14 protein-coding genes and 4 tRNA genes are annotated in these 19,280 nt (G+C 67.0%); 13 read left to right on the top strand and 5 right to left on the bottom strand.

Annotated elements, in window-relative coordinates; all coding sequences use genetic code 11:
* Positions 1-218: 218 nt before the first annotated feature.
* From ACM2ZB_RS11075 to ACM2ZB_RS11055, 5 genes are all read right to left on the bottom strand, one after another.
* Entirely contained in the window at positions 219-860 is a 642-nt protein-coding gene (locus ACM2ZB_RS11075; RefSeq protein WP_313442511.1) for a response regulator transcription factor, read from the bottom strand.
* Positions 857-4,084, bottom strand: coding sequence for an ATP-binding protein (locus ACM2ZB_RS11070; RefSeq protein ID WP_416058492.1), 3,228 nt, complete (start codon positions 4,082-4,084; stop codon positions 857-859). The genes ACM2ZB_RS11075 and ACM2ZB_RS11070 overlap by 4 nt, the downstream gene beginning before the upstream one ends.
* Positions 4,085-4,196: 112 nt before the next feature.
* Positions 4,197-5,441, bottom strand: coding sequence for an EAL domain-containing protein (locus ACM2ZB_RS11065; protein WP_416058491.1), 1,245 nt, complete (start codon positions 5,439-5,441; stop codon positions 4,197-4,199).
* The gene (locus ACM2ZB_RS11060) at positions 5,438-8,209 is read right to left on the bottom strand and encodes a response regulator (RefSeq protein ID WP_416058490.1); all 2,772 of its coding nucleotides are present in this window, start codon (positions 8,207-8,209) and stop codon (positions 5,438-5,440) included. The genes ACM2ZB_RS11065 and ACM2ZB_RS11060 overlap by 4 nt, the downstream gene beginning before the upstream one ends.
* A gap of 158 nt (positions 8,210-8,367) precedes the next feature.
* Positions 8,368-11,106 (bottom strand): TonB-dependent receptor plug domain-containing protein, encoded by a 2,739-nt coding sequence (locus tag ACM2ZB_RS11055; RefSeq protein WP_416058489.1) that lies wholly within the window; start codon positions 11,104-11,106, stop codon positions 8,368-8,370.
* Positions 11,107-11,275: 169 nt separating this feature from the next.
* Here ACM2ZB_RS11055 and ACM2ZB_RS11050 point away from each other — a divergent pair, with 169 nt between their 5' ends.
* From ACM2ZB_RS11050 to rplL, 13 genes are all read left to right on the top strand, one after another.
* Positions 11,276-12,301 carry a cyanophycinase gene (locus tag ACM2ZB_RS11050; RefSeq protein WP_313442501.1) on the top strand — a complete coding sequence of 342 codons (1,026 nt, stop codon included), beginning with the start codon at positions 11,276-11,278 and terminating at the stop codon, positions 12,299-12,301.
* Between the two features lie 91 nt (positions 12,302-12,392).
* Entirely contained in the window at positions 12,393-13,409 is a 1,017-nt protein-coding gene (locus tag ACM2ZB_RS11045) for an isoaspartyl peptidase/L-asparaginase family protein (protein ID WP_416058488.1), read from the top strand.
* 137 nt (positions 13,410-13,546) lie between these two features.
* Positions 13,547-13,632: transfer RNA gene (locus ACM2ZB_RS11040), tRNA-Tyr, on the top strand.
* Between the two features lie 26 nt (positions 13,633-13,658).
* Positions 13,659-13,732, top strand: a tRNA-Gly gene (locus tag ACM2ZB_RS11035).
* A gap of 48 nt (positions 13,733-13,780) precedes the next feature.
* A tRNA-Thr gene (locus ACM2ZB_RS11030) sits at positions 13,781-13,856 on the top strand.
* Positions 13,857-13,895: 39 nt separating this feature from the next.
* Positions 13,896-15,086 carry an elongation factor Tu gene (gene tuf, locus ACM2ZB_RS11025; RefSeq protein ID WP_079220753.1) on the top strand — a complete coding sequence of 397 codons (1,191 nt, stop codon included), beginning with the start codon at positions 13,896-13,898 and terminating at the stop codon, positions 15,084-15,086.
* Positions 15,087-15,189: 103 nt separating this feature from the next.
* A tRNA-Trp gene (locus ACM2ZB_RS11020) sits at positions 15,190-15,265 on the top strand.
* A gap of 48 nt (positions 15,266-15,313) precedes the next feature.
* Positions 15,314-15,727 carry a preprotein translocase subunit SecE gene (gene secE / locus ACM2ZB_RS11015; RefSeq protein ID WP_416058487.1) on the top strand — a complete coding sequence of 138 codons (414 nt, stop codon included), beginning with the start codon at positions 15,314-15,316 and terminating at the stop codon, positions 15,725-15,727.
* A gap of 10 nt (positions 15,728-15,737) precedes the next feature.
* Positions 15,738-16,298, top strand: coding sequence for a transcription termination/antitermination protein NusG (gene nusG / locus ACM2ZB_RS11010; protein WP_004154362.1), 561 nt, complete (start codon positions 15,738-15,740; stop codon positions 16,296-16,298).
* A 286-nt stretch (positions 16,299-16,584) separates the two neighbouring features.
* The gene (gene rplK / locus ACM2ZB_RS11005; RefSeq protein ID WP_004145248.1) at positions 16,585-17,013 is read left to right on the top strand and encodes a 50S ribosomal protein L11; all 429 of its coding nucleotides are present in this window, start codon (positions 16,585-16,587) and stop codon (positions 17,011-17,013) included.
* A gap of 4 nt (positions 17,014-17,017) precedes the next feature.
* Positions 17,018-17,716, top strand: coding sequence for a 50S ribosomal protein L1 (gene rplA, locus ACM2ZB_RS11000; protein WP_313442495.1), 699 nt, complete (start codon positions 17,018-17,020; stop codon positions 17,714-17,716).
* A 386-nt stretch (positions 17,717-18,102) separates the two neighbouring features.
* Positions 18,103-18,636, top strand: a complete 534-nt coding sequence (rplJ, locus tag ACM2ZB_RS10995; RefSeq protein ID WP_079220748.1) for a 50S ribosomal protein L10 — start codon at positions 18,103-18,105, stop codon at positions 18,634-18,636.
* Positions 18,637-18,700: 64 nt separating this feature from the next.
* Positions 18,701-19,069 (top strand): 50S ribosomal protein L7/L12, encoded by a 369-nt coding sequence (gene rplL / locus ACM2ZB_RS10990; protein WP_313442493.1) that lies wholly within the window; start codon positions 18,701-18,703, stop codon positions 19,067-19,069.
* Positions 19,070-19,280: the final 211 nt, after the last annotated feature.

The raw sequence follows: 19,280 nt of genomic DNA, 5'->3' as shown, positions 1-19,280 counted from the left end.
GCAGCACGGCTGCGCGGTCTGGCGCGGCAGGGCCGCGTCGCTGCGGAAACCCGGTCCATGGCCGCTGTCGCGCCGCCGGGGCTTCCGTCCCACCGGGGGCCTGTCCAGTGTTGGCAGGCAGGCCGTGGCGGGATGTCACCAGCCTAGAAATCAGTCCGGTCCGATGGAATCAGACGCTTCCTAAAGCGCAGGCGGGCAGTCGCCCGGCACGCTGCCGTTCAGGCAAACAGCGAGGCCTGCAGGCAGTACTCGATCAGGGCCTGGTCGCTGTCCACGCCCAGCTTGCGCATCGCGCTGATCTTCTGCGTGCTGACCGTCTTGGCGCTGCGCTGCAGCTGCCGGGCGATATCGCCCACGCTCATGCCGCCGGTGAACAGGCGGATGACTTCCAGTTCGCGCGGCGACAGCCGCGCACGCACCGCATCGGCGTCGGCCGGTTCAGCCGATGCCACCGGCAGCAGGCCCGGTGGCCGGTGGATGCGGTCGGCCAGCACCGTGCGCAGCGCCTGCACCAGGCTGCCCAGGCCGTGGCTCTTCAGCACCACGCCACTGGCACCGGCGGCATACATGGCCGCCACCAGCGAAGGATTGGACACCATCGTCAGCACCAGCAGGCGCGTGTCGGGGAAGCTGCGGTGCAGGTAGGAGATCAGCTTGATACCGTCGCCGAAGCGCTCATCGCCGGGCATGCTGTAGTCGGTGATCACCGCCTGCGGCTGGGCAAGGCCCATCAGCTCGACCAGGGTGGCCGGGTCCGCGGCTTCGCCCACCACGTCCAGGTCGAGTTCGCCGGCCAGCACCTCGCGGATGCCGGCAAGCACGATCGGGTGGTCGTCGGCGATGAGGATCCGTGTGGTCATGGCGGGGTCGTGTCGCGGGAAGAAGAAGGGGAGGGCGGTGCTGCCAAGGGGCGCAGCAGGGCCTGCAGGCGCTGCTGGAAGCGCTGCAGAGGTTCTGCCAGTGCGGGCAGGCTGTCGCCCTGGGCGATGCGCTGTTCCAACAGCAGGCCGGTATCGACCAGATCCGGTGCGCCCACGATCACCAGCGCACCCCGGATCCGGTGCAGCATCTGCGCAACGCGCGCAGGCTGCGACTGGCCCACCGCTTCGCGCAGGCTGTCCAGGTCGGCCTGCATGGTCTGCACGAACAGTGCCTGCATCTTTTCCGGTACCTGTAGCGGCGCATCCGCGGCGGTGCCTGCATCCATCTGCGGAATCGGCGCAGTGACACCCGCCGCGGCCGGTGTTCCGTCGGCCAGCGAGGCCAACAGGCGCTGCAGGGCTTCCAGGGTGATCGGCTTGACCAGCACGCCCTGCATGCCGGCTTCGCGGCAGCGCTCGCGTTCGGCCGGATCGGCATTGGCGGTGGCGCCGTGGATGGGCACGCCCACGCCGCGTTCGCGCAGCGCCCGGGCCAGGCCGTAGCCGTCCAGGCCGGGCATGTTCAGATCGGTCAGCACCAGCGCGAAGGCTCCCTGTTGCCAGTAGCCCAGCGCTTCGTTGCCATCGCTGGCCACCACCGCGTGGCAGCCCAGCTGCTCCAGCTGATCGCGCAGGATCGCCTGGTTGATCGGATTGTCTTCGGCCACCAGCACCTGCAGGCCGAAGCGGCGCGGCACCGGCAGGCGCCCGCCCGCGTCGGCCGGCAGTGGGCGACCGGCTGCGCTGGCCAGCGCCAGCACGACCGCATCCAGGCGGTGCAGTCCCACCTGCCAGCAGCCCTCCACCCATTGCGGCTGCACGCCGCCATCGCGGCAGGCCACCACGTGCGTGCCGTCCCAGGCGGGTACCTTGTCATCCAGCACCAGGTCCAGCAGCAGCGGCGTGGTTCCGGGCGCCCACACGGCATCCTCGCGAAACGCGCTGGCCTGTGCGCCGCGCTGCTGCAGGCGTTCGCACAGGGACTGCACCAGTTCGCGGATGCCGCCCCGCACCTGTACCGGCAGGCCCGCCGGCAGCTGCGGCGGGGCGGACTGCAGTGGGTCGGCCTGCGTGGCCGGCAGCGGCAGTTCGACGCTGAAACTGCTGCCCAGGCCACTTTCGCTGACCACGCGCAGCTGGCCGTGCATCAGCGCCACCAGGTGCGCGCAGATGGCCAGGCCCAGGCCGGTGCCACGCATGGCATCGGTGCCGGGGTTGGCCTGGAAGAAGGGTTCGAACAGATGCGCCTGGTGCTCGCTGGCGATGCCGATGCCGGTATCGGCCACCTGCCATTGCAGGGTGCCGCCGTCGCCGTGCGCGGCCATGCCCAGGCGCACCACCACGCGGCCGCTGTCGGTGAACTTCAGCGCATTGCTGATCAGGTTGTTGAGGATCTGGCGGATGCGCGCGGCATCACCGCAGACCGTGGCCGGTACATCGGCGTCGATGCAGGCGTAGAACTGCAGGCCCTTGTTCGCTGCGGCCGCGGCGTAGGAATCGAGTGCGTCCTCGGTCAGCCGCGCCGGATCGAACGCACCCGGTTCCAGGCCCAGCTGGCCGGCTTCGGCCTTGCTGACATCGAGGATGTCGCTGATCAACTGCATCAACGTTGATGAGGAGCGCTGGATGGTGGCCAGGTAGTCCTGCTGGCGCGCGTCCAGCGGGGTCAGCCCCAGCAGTTCCAGGGTGCCCAGTACGCCGTACAGCGGCGTGCGGATCTCGTGGCTCATGGTGGCCAGGAACTGGCTCTTGGCCCGGTTGGCCTGATCGGCAGCGCGGCGTGCCTGCTGCAGCACCTGTTCGGCTTCGTACTGGCTGCTCAGATCGATGAACAGGCACAGCACGGCCGGCTCACCGCGGTAACGCGCAGGCGCGGCGGTGATCAGCAGATGGCGGTCATCCGGGGTGGTGTAGGCCAGGCCGTCGCCCAGCGTGGTGCCGCCGGCGGCCAGCACGCTGCGCCGCCACGGGCCGTGCCAGCCGCCCAGGTCGTGGTCGTCGCCCAGCCAGCGCCGGGCCAGCGCATTGTCCAACAGTACGCGGCCATCGCCACGGTGCAGCAGGCACAGCCCGATCGGTGCATTGTCCAGCACGGTACGGCTGAAGGCCTCGCTTTCCAGCAGGCGTGCATGATTGCTGCGCAACGGCTCGATCACCGAACGCCGGTAGGTGCGCAGCACCAGGCTGCCGCCCAGGGCCAGCAGCAGGGCCACCACCATGCTGCCCAGCAGCGGCCCGCGCGGATGCTGGAAGACCTGCTGCCAGCCCACGTGGTACACCGCCAGCCAGCCCCGTTCGCTGCGCATGCGGAACACCAGGCCATCCAGCCCCGCGCTCCATGAGGTTCCGGCGCTGCTGGCATCGGCGGCATCACCCAACAGCAGGCGCTGGTTGCCGTCGAACAACGACAGGCTGTTGAACACCGGCGTGCCCAGCACCTGCTGGTAGTCATTCACACGTGCCGGATCGAGCAGGCAGGCCAGCGCCGCCAGCGAATCATCGCCGGGCTCGCCCCACAGCCGCGCGTCCTGCGGGGCATGGGCGACGGCCAGCAGGCGGGTCTTGTCGTCGCGCCACGGCACCGGGGTCCAGATGATCCCGCCGCTTCGCAACGTCGGGCGCTCGCGCAGCACCTGGTGGATGCTGGCCAGCGCCGGCTGCAGGTGATGCGGGCTGCTCTGCCCGGCCTCGCCGGCAGCGCCCTGGATCGGCGCCAGCAGGCCACGCTGGCCCTGGCCATCGACCAGCAGGCACTGTGGCGGCGGGTAGCGCGACGCCGCCCAGAACGCGCCGTAGAAGCGCAGGAAACGGTCCCCCAGTTCGGCCGGCGGCGCCAGGTGTCCGGCCTGCTGGCCCACCAGGGCGAAGTTGGCGAACAGCGGACCCGGCACCGCCGGGCTACCGGTCACCGGCACCGGCTGCCCGCGCGCGCCCACATCATGCAGGCGCCACTGGCGCAGGAAGCGCTCCTGTTCCTGCAGCGTGCCGTCCAGCCGGCGGAAGTGGTAGCGGATCTTGCTCTGCTCTTCCTGGAACAGCTGCGAGCCGGTGGACAGCAGCAGCCCGGCCTGCAGGGTGGCCAGCACCACCACGCCGATCAGCAGGGCGTGGACCCGCAGGGAACGGCGTGCGAGTCGGCGGACGGGAGCGGCCTCGGCCGGCATGGCAGGTCTCGGAACGGAAGGAGGTGGTCAGCGGCGCCAGCATGTCAGCTGCGGCGCGCCCAGACAGGATCGTCAATGCAGCTTGACGGGTTCGTGAAGCCTGCACGTGCCGTCAGTGCGCGCAGGCCATCGACAGCGGGTGCGCGGACGGCGTTTCCTCATCCAGCAGTCGGGTGAACTCATCCGATGGCAGCGCCTGCGAAATCAGGAAACCCTGCACCTGGTTGCAGCCGAGCTGGCGCAGCGTGGCCAGGTCGGCATCGCTTTCCACGCCCTCGGCGACGATCGTCAGGCCCAGTTGGTTGGCCAGCGAGATGACCGTGGACAGGGTCAGGTGCAGGGCCGGATCACGCGCGCAGCCACTTACCAGCGCACGGTCGATCTTGACCTCGGTGAAGGGCGTATTGACCAGGTTGTGCACCGAACTCAGGCCCTGGCCGAAGTCATCCTGGGCCAGGCCAAAGCCCTTCATGCGCAGGCGGCAGGCGCCGGCATAGAAATCGCTGACATGGCGGGTGGTGCTGTTCTCCATCAGTTCGAAGCACAGCAGGCCCGGCGTGCCGCCGTGGGCCAGTGTCAGCGCCAGCAGTTCGTCGGGCAGGTCCGACTGTTCCAGCAGGTGTGGCGGCAGGTTGATCGACACCGGTACGCGGAAGCCCTGTTCGCGCCAGCGTGCCTGCGCGCGGATGCTGGCCTTGAGCATCACCCGCAGCAGTTCGCCTTCCAGCCCGTGCCGGCACAGCGCGGGCAGGAAGCTGCCGGGCGCCAGCGTGCCCAGTTGCGGGTGGGTCCAGCGCACCAGCGCCTCGGCGGCCACCACGCGCCCGGACTGCAGCGATTTCTTCGGCTGGAACCAGGCGGTCAGGCTGCCATCGGCCAGCGCGGCACGCAGCTGCGGTGCCTCCGGTTCGGGCAGGGCCGTTGCCGGGCCACCGACGGCGACGGCGCGCGGTTGTGCCAAGGCCTGGAACAGCGCATCGACGTCGGCGGCCGCCACCGGCTTGGGCAGCAGCCCGACCACGTCCAGGCCCAGCGATTCGGCCATCAGCCGTGCCGAGGTCATCATCCGCCGCGATGCTGCACTGACCACCGCCAGCCGCGGCGGACGCGGCTGCACGGCCAAGGCCTGGATGAACTGGATGCCGTCCTGGCCGGGCATCAGCAGGTCGCTCACCACCAGGTCGTAGGATTGGCAGGCGCACAGCGCGATGGCCGCTTCCACATCCTCACAGGCATCGACGTGCACGCCGGCACGGGCACTGAACAGATTGACCAGGAAGCCGCGCTGGAACGGCTGGTCTTCCAGGATCAGGATGCGTTGTGCGGGGCTGGACGGATCGAGGGCGCGAGGGATCATGCGGGGTCTCCTTGGCGGACGGCGGCCAGCGCCTTGCGCAGGCCGGCGATGTCGATGGGCTTGCTCAGGTAGCCCTGCATGCCACTGGCCAGGCAGCGCTCGCGTTCTTCGGCGGTGGCATTGGCGGTGGCACCGATCACCGGCACCGGGTTGCCCTCGGCACGCAGGTGGCGGGCAAAGGTGTGGCCGTCCATGCGTGGCATGTTGATGTCGGTCACCACAAGGTCGAAGTCCTGCGCCCGGCACAGCTGTAGTGCCTCCAGCCCGTCGTGGGCCAGCTCGACCTCGCAGCCCAGTGCCTGCAGCTGCTCGCCCAGGATCACCCGGTTGATCGGATTGTCTTCCACCGCCAGCACGCGCAGGCCCAGTGCGGCCGGCGCGGCGGGCCGCACGGTTTCCGGCTGCGGCGCGCGCTGGCGTTGCTGGCGCGCGACCGCATGGCCGATCGCACCGATGCCATGCAGGGTGACCAGCAGGCTGCCATCGGCACGTTCGGTGGGCTGCTCGCCGCCCTCGATCGAGGCGACCACGCGCGGCCCGCGCCAGTCCAGCGGGGCCTCGGCCTCGCCCTCCATCAGGATCGCGCCATCGTGGTCCAGCAGCGCCGGGTCGCCGTGCAGCGGCTGCGCACTGGCGCCCCAACGCCGCAGCCAGCCCACCGCGCTGTCGACCAGTTCGCTGTCGCGGCCGCGGACGTAGACCGGCGGCTCGGCCAGCAGGGCCGGGCCATCATCGGCGCCGGCCACCACCGGCAGCGGCAGGCGCACGGTGAAGCTGCTGCCCAGGCCGGGTTCGCTCACCACCCGCAGTTCGCCGCTCATCAGGCGCACCAGGCGGTCGCTGATCGACAGGCCCAGGCCGGTGCCCTGCGCACTGGCCGTGCCGCGCACCTGGCGGAAGGGTTCGAACAGGCGCGCCTGCTCTTCGGCTGCGATACCTACCCCGGTGTCGGTCACCTGCCAGGCCAGCACGCTGGATTCGCCATCGCGCTGTACCACGCGCACGCGCAGCACCACACGGCCGTGGTCGGTGAACTTGATCGCGTTGTTCAGCAGGTTGCCCAGCACCTGGCGGATGCGGTCGGCATCGCCCAGCACGCGCGCCGGCAGCTGCGGATCGGTGCACACCAGCACCTGCAGCCCCTTGCGGGTTGCGGCGGCGGCGAAGCTGCGCAGCACGCATTCGGTCAGCTCGCGCGGCGAGAACGCGCTGGGTTCCAGGCTCAGCTGGCCCGATTCGATCTTCGATACGTCCAGCACATCGCTGATCAGCTGCAGCAGCACCGACGACGAACTGGCGATGGTGCGCAGGTACTGCGACTGGCGCGCATCCAGGGCGGTATGGCCCAGCAGTTCCAGCGTGCCCAGTACGCCGTACAGCGGCGTGCGGATCTCGTGGCTCATGGTAGCCAGGAAGGCGCTCTTGGCCTGGTTGGCCGCGTCGGCCGCCTGCCGTGCCGAGGACAGCGCAGCCTGCGCCTGGCGATGGCGGGAAATATCATGGAACACGCACAGCAGGACGTCGTCGTCCTGGTAGCGGCAGGCCGCGTGCAGTACCTGCAGCTGGCGCCCGTCATGGGTGGTGAATTCCAGGCCGCGGCCGCGTTCGCCGGCGTGGTCGCGCCAGGGGGCCTGCCAATCGCTGTCCTCGCTGTCTTCGCCCAGCCAGTCGCGCAGCAGCTGGTTGGACAGCAGCAGGCGGCGGTCGCTGCGGCGCAGGACACAGATCCCCACCGGGGCCAGGTCGATCACGGTGGAACTGAAATCCAGGCTCTCCAGCAGGCGGCGGTGCTGCAGCAGCGCCGGCTGCAGCAGCTGGCGGTCGATCCGCAGCCGCAGCAGGCGCAGGGCAATGCCGGCCAGCAGCAGGAAGCCGGTGCAGACCAGCAGCGGCATGGCCAGGTCGCCCAGCAGCAGGCTGGGCGGGAGGTGGTAGACCAGCCGCCAGCCGTCATTGCCCACGCTCTTGACCAGGGCTACGCCACGCGGCACGCCGCTGCTCCAGATCGCGCCGAAGCTGTCGTCCTGGCGTTGCTGCAGGGTCTTCCAGCCGGCGCTGTCCAGGCGCGGCGCCACGCTGGACAGGGTGGGTTGCCCCTGCCGGTCCAGCAGCGCATAGCCGCCGATGCCCTGGCCGTCGATCATCGCCGACGCGGCCGCGCTGTCCAGCAGCAGTACCAGCCACTGCGCGGCGTGCGCGCCGGCCTGGATGGGCTGGGCCAGGGCCACGCCGTGGTCGCCCGCGCGCAGCCAGTACACCGGGTCGGTGCCGGCCAGGCTGCCGCTGCGCGCCTGCAGGGCGGGCAGTGCAGGCAGCTGACCGATATCGACATCGGCGCGGCCGCCGGCCAGCCAGTGCGTGCCGCGGGCATCGATCAGCAGCAGGTGGGTCTGCAGCAGTTGCAGGGTCTGCTCGGTGCGCGCCGGCAGCAGCAGGCGCTGGCCGGGGCGGCCGCCGGGCCCATCCAGCGGCAGCTGGCGCACGCCTTCGTTGTCGGCCGCCGCTGCCGCCGGGTCGGTGGTCACCACCGCATCGCCCAGGTAGCGCAGCAGGGCCTCACGCTGGTCGAAATAGATCTGCGCGCGGTAGGCGGCGGCGTTCATGTCGCGCCGGTGGGTGGACACGTCTTCAGTCAGCGCGCCCACCAGGTAGAAACCGGCCGCTGCGGCCAGGCACAGGAACACGCATACGGTCAGCCAGCGCAGCAGCACCGAGGCGGTGGTCGGCGGGGCGATCTGGGGCAGCGAAGGGCGGAGAAAGCGGAACATGCCCTGATGCTAGGCAGGCCCCCCACACCCCCGGAATCAGCCATGTCCTAAAAACGGCGGGGGCGCGCCGCCGGCGTGGCCGTGCATGGCCACCGTTCAGCTTGAAACGGACAACCCCCGCCGAAGCGGGGGTTGCCGGGGCCATCGGGGCAGGGCGCTTACAGTGCGCTGCCGCCGAACTTGTGGGTGTACTGCAGGTTGATCGTGCGGCCGATGCTGTCGAACCAGGACACGTCGTAGTACGGGTAGGCCGTGTACGTGTTGTCCTTCGGCGGCATCTTGTTGAACACGTTCACCACCGACAGCGACAGGCGCGAGTGGTCGTCGAAGCGGTACTGCACTGACGCGTTGTAGCGGTAGGTCGCCTTCACGTACGGGCTGTCACCACTGTCCCAGTCGAACACCTGGTCGTAGCTGTCCGAGGTCGGCAGCTTGCCCAGGCGCGAGCCGTACACGGTGGCCGACCACGCATCCTTCTCCCAGGTCACGCTGACGCTGGTCTTGGTGCGCGGGATGTCGAAGCCGCTGTTGACCGCGAACTGGTCTTCAGTGGGATCGCCCGGGTAACGCTGGAAATCATGCTTCTTCACCCAGGTGTGGGTGCCGTTGAAGATGAAGTCGCCGGCACCGGTCTGCAGGCGGTAGCGCAGGCCCACGTCCAGGCCCGAGGTCGACTCGCGGGCCACGTTGATCGGATTCACGTGCACGCCGTACAGGCGGCCATCGGCGGTACGGGTCACCCGTGCCAATGCATCCACGCAGGTGGGCGAGGTGATGTCGGCGTCGCCCAGGCGGCAGTTCGCTTCGCTGGCCAGGATGGTGCGCACATCCATGTCCTGTACCTGCTTGCGCATGTCGATGTCGAACCAGTCCACCGACAGGTCCAGGCCGCTGGCCGGCGACCAGACGAAACCGGCGCTCCAGGAGGTGCTGGTTTCCGGGTCCAGCTCACGGTTGCCGCTGCGGCTGCGGATCACGTTGCGCTCGTAGTCGGCGCAGTCATCGGCGGCATCGGCGCGGCAGTTGTACAGGTCTTCGGCGCTGGTTTCGTCGTTGCCCGGGCCGGCGAACACGTAGTGCAGGTCCGGTGCACGGAACGCGGTGCCGTAGGAGCCGCGCACCAGCAGGCTGTCGACCGGGCGCCATTCCAGGCCGCCGCTCCAGGTGGCCTTGCCGATCGTGTGGCCCGAGTAGCGGTACTGGTCGTAGCGGCCGGCCACGCTCAGGTTCAGCGTGTCATGCAGCGGCAGGCGCAGCTCGGCGGCGGTCGCCCAGCGGTTGCGCGAGCCCTTGCCGTCCGAATCCTTCCAGCTGTAGTAGTAGTACTCGGTCGCCAGCGGATCGGGATTCAGCGCGTAGGCCTGCTGGCCCACTTCCACCGTCGCGGCGAAGCCGGCATCACCGCCGGGCAGGCCGAACAGCGCGCCGTTGGTCAGGGTGAACGCCGCCGTTTCGGTGCGCGACTTCGGCGTATAGGTGGTACGGGCGGCAATCGAATCGTACTCGGCGCGGGTCAGCGGCCGGTACAGGCGCGACGGATCGGCGTTGTAGATCGGGAAGCCATCATCGTCCTCGCCCAGCTGCGGGCCCAGGAACAGGTCGTTGGCCTTGGCCGCGATGATCTGCGGCCAGCTGATGCGCGACTGGTACTGCGAGTGGCTCAGCGCCGCTTCGTAGTCCCAGGTGCCGGTCAGGTTGCCCTTGAAGCCAGTGGTCACGCTGAAGGTCTTCTGCGTGCTGCGCACCATGGCGTTGCGCAGGCCACCCATTTCCTCCGGCGAGAACTGGCGCTGCCAGAATTCGATCTCGCCGGTGGCTTCGTTGTTGAAGTAGCCCGACTCGTCGCCGTCGGCGGCCATGCGGCCCCACGAGGTGACGTCGCGCATCAGCGACAGGGTGTGGTAACCCAGCTGCACATCGGCGAACCACTGCTGGCCGTTGTCGAAGTCATAGCTCAGCGACGCATAGCCGTTGGCGCCGCGGCGCTTGCTGAGGATGGTGCCGTAGCCGATGGAGGTGTCGCTGCCGCAGTAGTAGCCGTAGCGCGGGCGGAAGGCGCGGTAGGTGCTGCCCTGGTTCTGCCCGGCCAGCGCTTCGCAGGTGGCCGCGCCCGGGTCCAGGTAGTCATCGTTGTAGTCGGTGCGCAGGTAGCTGCGGCGCGCGATGCGCGAGCCTTCGGTCGGCGCGTCCTGGGTCGAATCCTGCAGGTCGCGCTCGTAGGCCCACAACGGCGTCTGCGACTGCAGTTCGACGCTGTAGACCGCGTTGAAGTTGCCCGTGCTGAAACCGCTGGCCAGGCTCATGTCGAAGGATTCACCGCCGCCTTCGCTGGTGGTGCCCATGCGCACGTCGACGGTGGTGCCGTCGGCCTTCTTCTTCAGGATGAAGTTGACCACGCCGGCGATGGCGTCCGACCCGTAGATGGCCGACGCACTGCCGGTCAGCACCTCGATGCGGTCGATCATGCCCAGCGGAATGTTGGACACGTCGGTGAAGTTGCTGCGGCCCTTGAACGGCATCGGGAAGTCGGCGATGCGGCGGCCGTTGACCAGCACCAGGGTGTGGTTCGGGCCCAGCCCGCGCAGGTCGACCTGCTGCGCGCCCGGCGAGAAGTCCGCGCCGCTGGACGACTGCTGGCTCTGCGTCTCACCGCCGTTCTGGGTCATCGCGCGCAGCACGTCCGGCACCGTGGTGAAGCCACTGGAGCGGATCTCTTCGGCGTTGATGACCGTGATCGGAGCGGGGCCTTCCACCTGGGCGCGCGGGATGCGCGAGCCGGTCACCTGCACCGCGTCCAGCTGTTGTACCGAAGAGGAACCAGAGTTCTGGGCCGCCGCCGAAGCAGCAATGCCCATCAACGCCAGCTGGATCGACCACGCCATCGCCTGTCTACGCATGAGAAATTCCCGGATATGAAACCGGCCCACAGAGGAGGGGCCCTGTCCCCCATTCACATTGCGGAATGGGCGCGCGCATTTAACGCCTTTTTTACGCCCTTGACTACAGGTTCATCATCTGGCAAAGAGTGAAAACGATTGCAAGTCGATTCTGTTCAGGGAGATCAAGATGAGCACCCTTGTCCACCGACCCTGGTCCCGCCTGTTGCTGGGGGTCTTGCTGGCCTTGCTGGCCCCGCTTGCATCGGCGCAGGAGGTGCGCGACCTGCATTCCCCCGGCTTCGATTATTACGAGATTGGCGACCTGGATGCACCCCGTCCCGGGCCGCGGGCACCGGCGATGATGCTGATGGGCGGTGGCGAGTGGGTGCCCGAGGCCTTCCAGTGGTGGCTGCGCCAGGCCGGCAATGGCCGCGTGCTGATCCTGCGCGCCTCCGGTGGCGATGAACTGCAGGAACGCCTGTATCGCGATATCGGCGGCACCACCGCGGTGCAGACCTTGGTGTTCGACAACCGGCGCGGTGCGGACGATCCGGCCGTGCTGCGCGTGGTTGCGGCCGCCGATGCCATCTTCATCGCCGGTGGGGACCAGTCACGCTACATCCGGTTCTGGAAGGGCACTGCCCTGAACCGCGCGCTCAACGCCCATGTGCGGGCCGGCAAGCCGATTGCCGGCACCAGTGCCGGCCTGGCCATCCTCGGCGGCTACGCCTATGGCGCGCTGGATGGCGGCAGCATTTCCTCGGCCGGTGCACTGGCCGACCCGATGGGCAGTGCGGTCACCCTCGATCGCGGCTTCCTGCAGATGCCCTACCTGCAGCGCGTGGTGACCGATACCCACTTCGACAAGCGCGACCGCCTCGGCCGCCTGATCGTGTTCGTCGCCCGCGCCGCGCAGGACAGTGGCGACCCGGACATGGTCGGCATCGGTGTGGATGAAGACACGGCCCTGTGTGTCGAACCCGATGGCCAGGCCCAGGTCTACAGCGCCGATGGCCAGGGCAAGGTCTGGCTGGTCAGCCCCGGCCGCGATGCCGACCGCCTGGTCGAGGGCGAACCGCTGCGCTTCCATGCCGTGCCGGTGACGGTGGTCGCCAGTGGCGGCCGCCTGCGCCTGGATGACTTCCAGGCCGACGTGGACTACCAGGCCATGGCCGAGATCGACGACGGCCAGATTGAAATCACGCGCCGGTAGTGCCGGGCCATGCCCGGCGGTCTTGCCGCACCGTTCTTTCCGCCGGGCATGGCCCGGCGCTACCGAACTACACTCCCTGGAGACGTCCCCGATGAAACTGCGCCTGGCGCTGTCCGCCCTGCTGTCGCTGCCCCTGCTTGCCCACGCCGCGCCGTCCACTTCGCCGTTGCTGGTCATCCACGGCGGCGCCGGCGTCGAGCGCAAGGATCTGTCGCCGGCCGAGGAAAAGGCCGCGCGCGCGGCGCTGCAGGCGGCCCTGCTGAAAGGACATGCCGAACTGGCCGCCGGCCGTCCGGCGCTGGCGGCGGTCACGGCGGCGATCACCGTGCTGGAGGACGACCCCACCTTCAATGCCGGCAAGGGCGCAGTGTTCACCCATGATGGCCGCAACGAGCTGGACGCCTCGCTGATGGACGGTGCCACCCAGGCCGCCGGCGCGGTGGCCGGCGTGCAGCGCGTGCGCAATCCCATCCAGCTGGCGCAGCGGGTCATGCAGAAGTCCCCGCACGTGATGATGGTAGGGCAGGGCGCCGAGGCCTTCGCGGTGGAGCAGGGCGTCACCCTGGTGGATCCGTCGTACTTCCGCACCGACAAGCGCTGGCAGCAGCTGCAGCGCGCGCTGAAGGAAGAGGCCAGTGGCCAGGCGCATGCCGATCTGGAAACCGCAAAGCACTTCGGCACCGTCGGTGCGGTCGCGCTGGATGCACAGGGCCACCTCGCGGCGGGCACGTCCACCGGCGGCATGACCAACAAGCGTTACGGCCGCGTGGGCGACTCGCCGATCATCGGCGCCGGCACCTGGGCCGACGCGCGCTGCGCGGTGTCCGGCACCGGCTGGGGCGAGTACTACATCCGCACGGCGGCCGCACATGAGATCTGCGCGCGCATGCGCTACCTGGGGCAGACCCCGGAGCAGGCCGGCAAGGGCGTCATCAACGAGACCATCCCGAAAATGGGCGGCGACGGCGGTGCCATCGTGCTGTCCGCCGATGGCAAAGCGGCCACGCCGTTCAACACCCAGGGCATGTATCGGGGCTGGATTGGCGCCGACGGCGTGCCCCATGTCGCAATTTTCGCCAACGAGTCCCTGCTGCTTCCGGGGCAATAACGTTGCGTATCAATGGGTTTGCGACAACGTGTGAAAAAAACCGAAAAAAGCGTTGACAGCCCCCGGGCTGATCAGCAGAATAAGCGGCTCACCACCACACACCGCAACGCTTCGGCGGCAACGGGATGGGGTGGTAAGGAGGGATACCCAAGCGGCCAACGGGGGCAGACTGTAAATCTGCTGGCTTACGCCTTCGGTGGTTCGAATCCACCTCCCTCCACCAGATTCACGTTGTGGCACATTCCCGGTGCGGGAGTAGTTCAATGGTAGAACCTCAGCCTTCCAAGCTGATGGTGCGGGTTCGATTCCCGTCTCCCGCTCCATTGAATGAACTTTGAATATTATCGAGTTCATGCCATAATGCAAAACTCGCTCACATAGCTCAGTCGGTAGAGCACTTCCTTGGTAAGGAAGAGGTCGAAGGTTCGATTCCTTTTGTGAGCACCATCTTAAGCACCACACCAGACGAATTCGAGATAAGCAGCCATGGCCAAGGGTAAGTTCGAGCGCACCAAGCCGCACGTCAACGTCGGCACCATCGGTCACGTCGACCACGGCAAGACCACGCTGACCGCCGCACTGACCAAGATCGGTGCCGAGCGTTTCGGCGGCGAGTTCAAGGACTACTCGGCCATTGACGCCGCTCCGGAAGAGAAGGCTCGTGGTATCACGATCTCGACCGCGCACGTCGAATACGAATCCACCACCCGTCACTACGCCCACGTCGATTGCCCGGGCCATGCTGACTACGTCAAGAACATGATCACCGGTGCCGCCCAGATGGACGGCGCAATCCTGGTGTGCTCGGCCGCTGACGGCCCGATGCCGCAGACCCGCGAGCACATCCTGCTGTCGCGTCAGGTCGGCGTGCCGTACATCGTCGTGTTCCTGAACAAGGCCGACATGGTTGACGATGCCGAGCTGCTGGAACTGGTCGAAATGGAAGTCCGCGAGCTGCTGAGCAAGTACGACTTCCCGGGCGACGACACCCCGATCATCTCGGGTTCGGCCCGCCTGGCGCTGGAAGGCGACCAGAGCGACATCGGCGTGCCGGCCGTGATCAAGCTGGTCGAAGCTCTCGACAGCTGGATCCCGACCCCGGAGCGTGACGTCGACAAGCCGTTCCTGATGCCGGTGGAAGACGTGTTCTCGATCTCGGGCCGCGGCACCGTGGTGACCGGTCGTATCGAGCGCGGCGTGATCAAGGTCGGCGAAGAAATCGAAATCGTCGGCATCCGTCCGGTGCAGAAGACCACCGTGACCGGCGTGGAAATGTTCCGCAAGCTGCTGGATCAGGGCCAGGCAGGCGACAACGCCGGTCTGCTGCTGCGCGGCACCAAGCGTGACGACGTCGAGCGTGGCCAGGTCCTGGCCAAGCCGGGTTCGATCAAGCCGCACACCAAGTTCGACGCCGAAGTCTACGTGCTGTCGAAGGACGAGGGCGGCCGTCACACCCCGTTCTTCAAGGGTTACCGTCCGCAGTTCTACTTCCGTACCACCGACATCACCGGTGCGGTTGAGCTGCCGGAAGGCGTCGAGATGGTGATGCCGGGCGACAACATCAAGATGGTTGTCACCCTGATCAACCCGGTCGCCATGGACGCCGGTCTGCGCTTCGCCATCCGCGAAGGTGGCCGTACCGTCGGTGCCGGCGTGGTTGCCAGCATCCTCGAGTAAGCCTGCAAAGCCGGCGGTTGCATAGCGCTGCCGGTCGGGCGAGTGGCGGGCCGGGAACCTCGGTCCGCCTTCGCCGTCTAAGGGAAGGCAAGTTTCAATCTGTACGCCAGTAGCTCAATTGGCAGAGCAGCGGTCTCCAAAACCGCAGGTTGGGGGTTCGAGTCCCTCCTGGCGTGCCATCTGCCCACCTTATCCAGCGGTTCGGCCGCTAAAGCAGACATAGCCTGATGAATAGCAAGATCGAACACTCCAAGGACACCTCCGCCACGGGTGGGGATATCGTCAAGTACGCCGTTGCATCCCTGCTGGTGCTGGCTGGTCTGTTCGTCTGGTTCTGGTTCTCCGCTGACTCCGGTCGCGCTGCCCAGCTGGGCGCGTGGACGGGTCAGCTGCGTGCGTTGGCTGTCGTGATTGGTCTGGCTGGCGGTGTTGCCGTGTTCATGCTGACCGGCAAGGGCCGCGACACCCGCGAATTCCTCTCCGAGTCGCGCTTCGAGCTGCGCAAGGTGGTCTGGCCGACGCGCCAGGAAGCCATCCGCATGACCTGGGTCGTGATGGTTGTGGTGATCATTCTCAGCCTGCTGCTGGGCGGGTTTGATTACGTCATTCAGTGGCTGGTCCAGCTGTTCCTGAGCCGCTAAGGAGATTTGCATGAAGCGTTGGTACGTCGTTCACGCCTATTCGGGCTTCGAGAAGTCGGTAGCGCAGGCCCTGCGCGATCGCATCGTCCGTGACGGCATGGAAGAGCGCTTCGGCGATGTCCTGGTCCCGACCGAAGAAGTGGTCGAGATGCGTGCCGGCCAGAAGCGTCGTTCCGAGCGCAAGTTCTTCCCGGGTTACGTGCTGGTCCAGATCGAGACCCACGAAGAAGCCGGTATCCCGCGCATCGACAACGAAAGCTGGCACCTGGTCAAGGAAACCCCGCGCGTGATGGGCTTCATCGGCGGCACCGCCGATCGCCCGCTGCCTATCGCCGATTCCGAGGCCGAAGCCATCCTGAACCGCGTTCAGGAAGGTGTTGAGAAGCCGCGTCCGAAGGTGCTGTTCGAGCCGGGCCAGATGGTCCGCGTCACCGACGGCCCGTTCAACGATTTCAATGGCGTCGTCGAAGAAGTCAACTACGAGAAGAGCCGTCTGCGCGTCTCGGTGCTGATCTTCGGTCGTGCCACCCCGGTCGAGCTCGAGTTCGGCCAGGTCGAAAAGGCCGTCTGACCGGCCCTGTAGAGTCGAGCCATGCTCGACTTTGCGGATCAGTCGAGCATGGCTCGACTCTACAAGAGGAACCGGGCCTGGCCCGGTTTCATTCGTTTACCTGCCGCTTCAGGCATGTGAAGAAAAAACCTGTTATAGTGCGCGGCTCCCCGCTGGGAAGCCAGCAGGACGAGGCCGCCGCAAGGTGGCCTTCAGCATGATTTCAAAACGCGATGCCGGGACGCGTGATTCCCGGTCCGATGGGGAGCCTGTTGTCGCAAGGCGCTAGCACCCGGAGAGCATACTCATGGCAAAGAAAGTTGTCGGTTACATCAAGCTGCAGGTGAAGGCCGGTCAGGCCAACCCCTCGCCGCCGGTCGGTCCTGCGCTGGGTCAGCGCGGCCTGAACATCATGGAATTCTGCAAGGCGTTCAACGCTGCCACGCAGAAGCTCGAGCCGGGTCTGCCGGTTCCGGTGATCATCACGGCCTACTCGGACCGTACGTTCACCTTCATCACCAAGAGCACCCCGGCCACCACCCTGCTGAAGAAGGCCGCTGGCATCTCGTCGGGCTCCAAGCGTCCGAACACCGAGAAGGTCGGCAAGGTCACCCGTAAGCAGCTGGAAGAGATCGCCAAGGCGAAGGAACCGGATCTGACTGCCGCCGATCTGGACGCCGCCGTGCGTACCATCGCTGGCTCTGCCCGTTCCATGGGCCTCGTGGTGGAGGGTTAATCAGATGGCACAGAACAAGCGCGAAAAGGCCATCAAGGCCGCCGTTGTCCCGGGCAAGTCGTACGCCTTCGAAGACGCGATCAACATCCTGAAGACTGCCACCAAGGCCAAGTTCGTCGAGTCGATCGACGTTGCCGTGCGCCTGGGCGTCGATGCGAAGAAGTCCGACCAGCAGGTCCGTGGCTCCACCGTGCTGCCGGCCGGTACCGGCAAGTCGGTCCGCGTCGCTGTCTTCGCTCCGGCCGGTGCCAAGGCTGACGAAGCCCTGGCCGCTGGCGCCGAAGCCGTCGGCATGGACGACCTGGCCGAAAAGATGCAGGCCGGCGATCTGAACTACGACGTCGTCATCGCGACCCCGGACGCCATGCGCGTCGTCGGTAAGCTGGGCACCGTGCTGGGCCCGCGCGGCCTGATGCCGAACCCGAAGGTCGGCACCGTTTCCCCGAACCCGGGTGAAGCCGTGAAGAACGCCAAGTCGGGTCAGGTCCGTTACCGCACCGACAAGGCCGGCATCATCCACTGCACCATCGGCAAGGCCGACTTCGCCGAAGACGCGCTGAAGTCGAACCTGACCGCGCTGCTGATGGACCTGATCAAGGCCAAGCCGGCCACCTCGAAGGGCACCTACCTGCAGAAGGTTTCGGTCAGCTCGACGATGGGCCCGGGCGTCACCGTCGACCAGTCGTCGCTGACCCTGAAGTAATTGTTTCAAGCGGTCACGGTACCCTCGGGCACCGTGACCGTGACATTTGAAGGCATCGCCGGCCGTACATCGCTGGCGGTAGCCGTCAAAGACCGCAGGCGCGGTCGTGGCAATACCGGCGACGGGCACGGAAGCTCGATATGGCAGGGAGTCGCCGCCGGAGCAGCAATGACCGCTTAATCGATTCTTCGGAATCAACCTGCGTAGATGGTGCCCTTCTGGAGTTTTTCTGGTTCACGCACGTCTGGGATCTTCCCCGATTGCACTCCAGGTCTGGAACGGCCCACCCCCGGAACATCATTCCGATGTTCCCGGCGTCCAGGACGGATGCCGCACAGGACCGCACACGGCAGGAGCCGTAAGCGGAGTTCAATTGGAGGAGTGCAATGGCTCTCAATCTGTCCCAGAAGCAAGAAGTAGTCGCCGAGCTGGCAGACGTCGCCGCCAAGGCCCACTCCTTGATCGCAGCCGAATACGCTGGCACCACGGTCGCCCAGATGACCGCGATGCGCAAGCAGGCTCGTGAAACCGGTGTTTTCTTGAAGGTTGTCAAGAACACCCTGGCTTCGCGCGCCGTTGAAGGCACCGAGTTCGCAGTCGCACAGGACCAGATGGTTGGTCCGCTGCTGTACGCGTTCTCGCTCGAGGAGCCCGGCGCAGCCGGTCGCCTGATCAAGGAAGCCGCCAAGGGCAACGACAAGCTGAAGGCTAAGGTCGTCGCCATCGGTGGTGAAGTGTTCCCGGCGAGCCACGTCGAGGTTCTGGCATCGCTGCCGACCCGCGACCAGGCCCTGGCAATGCTGGCACGCGTCCTGGCCGAGCCGGTCACGATGTTCGCCCGCGCCATCAAGGCCATCGGTGACAAGCAGAACGGTGGCGAAGCCGCTGAAGCTGCTGAACCGGCTGCCGAGACCGCCTGAGTTTCGACTATTTAGTGGTTCCTTGCGGAACCTCATCCCAGAAAATCATCCAAAGGTAATTATCATGTCCCTTACCAACGAACAGATCGTCGACGCCATCGCCGAGAAGTCCCTGATGGAAGTGATGGAGCTGGTCAAGGCCATCGAAGAGAAGTTCGGCGTCTCCGCCGCTGCTCCGGTTGCCGCTGCTGCTGCCGCTGGCCCGGCTGCTGCTGTTGAAGAGCAGACCGAATTCGTCGTCACCCTGAAGACCGCTGGCGACAAGAAGGTCGAAGTCATCAAGGCCGTCCGCGCCATCACCGGCCTGGGCCTGAAGGAAGCGAAGGATCTGGCCGAAGCCGGCGGCGTCCTGAAGGACAACGCTTCGAAGGACGAAGCCGAGAAGATGAAGAAGGACCTGGAAGCTGCTGGCGCGACTGTCGAAGTCAAGTAAGCACTTCCCTTGCATCGTCATCGATTCACGGCGATGCAGCCAAGGCTGGGGGCGTAAGCCCCCGGCCTTTGGTCGTTTCATGCAATACACGTTGTAACTGTGGAAAAAAGCCCAACACGGGCTGCGGTCATACCCGGCCGGCCAGCGCTTGGCGCGGCGGCAGGGCAGTAGATGCAGACGAGTTGGCAGTTGGAAGTAGCGGGAGAAGGCG

The sequence above is a fragment of the Stenotrophomonas maltophilia genome, from assembly GCF_047782825.1.
GTDB lineage: Bacteria > Pseudomonadota > Gammaproteobacteria > Xanthomonadales > Xanthomonadaceae > Stenotrophomonas.
Note: the sequence above shows the minus strand (reverse complement) of the source record. Positions and strands in the feature narration are given on the sequence as shown.

What these genes read in the sequence shown, in the direction of transcription:
- ACM2ZB_RS11075 (WP_313442511.1), bottom strand. Translation starts at nt 860, where the DNA reads ATGACCACACGGATCCTCATCGCCGACGACCACCCGATCGTGCTTGCC.
- ACM2ZB_RS11070 (WP_416058492.1), bottom strand. Translation starts at nt 4,084, where the DNA reads ATGCCGGCCGAGGCCGCTCCCGTCCGCCGACTCGCACGCCGTTCCCTG.
- ACM2ZB_RS11065 (WP_416058491.1), bottom strand. Translation starts at nt 5,441, where the DNA reads ATGATCCCTCGCGCCCTCGATCCGTCCAGCCCCGCACAACGCATCCTG.
- ACM2ZB_RS11060 (WP_416058490.1), bottom strand. Translation starts at nt 8,209, where the DNA reads ATGTTCCGCTTTCTCCGCCCTTCGCTGCCCCAGATCGCCCCGCCGACC.
- ACM2ZB_RS11055 (WP_416058489.1), bottom strand. Translation starts at nt 11,106, where the DNA reads ATGCGTAGACAGGCGATGGCGTGGTCGATCCAGCTGGCGTTGATGGGC.
- ACM2ZB_RS11050 (WP_313442501.1), top strand. Translation starts at nt 11,276, where the DNA reads ATGAGCACCCTTGTCCACCGACCCTGGTCCCGCCTGTTGCTGGGGGTC.
- ACM2ZB_RS11045 (WP_416058488.1), top strand. Translation starts at nt 12,393, where the DNA reads ATGAAACTGCGCCTGGCGCTGTCCGCCCTGCTGTCGCTGCCCCTGCTT.
- tuf (WP_079220753.1), top strand. Translation starts at nt 13,896, where the DNA reads ATGGCCAAGGGTAAGTTCGAGCGCACCAAGCCGCACGTCAACGTCGGC.
- secE (WP_416058487.1), top strand. Translation starts at nt 15,314, where the DNA reads ATGAATAGCAAGATCGAACACTCCAAGGACACCTCCGCCACGGGTGGG.
- nusG (WP_004154362.1), top strand. Translation starts at nt 15,738, where the DNA reads ATGAAGCGTTGGTACGTCGTTCACGCCTATTCGGGCTTCGAGAAGTCG.
- rplK (WP_004145248.1), top strand. Translation starts at nt 16,585, where the DNA reads ATGGCAAAGAAAGTTGTCGGTTACATCAAGCTGCAGGTGAAGGCCGGT.
- rplA (WP_313442495.1), top strand. Translation starts at nt 17,018, where the DNA reads ATGGCACAGAACAAGCGCGAAAAGGCCATCAAGGCCGCCGTTGTCCCG.
- rplJ (WP_079220748.1), top strand. Translation starts at nt 18,103, where the DNA reads ATGGCTCTCAATCTGTCCCAGAAGCAAGAAGTAGTCGCCGAGCTGGCA.
- rplL (WP_313442493.1), top strand. Translation starts at nt 18,701, where the DNA reads ATGTCCCTTACCAACGAACAGATCGTCGACGCCATCGCCGAGAAGTCC.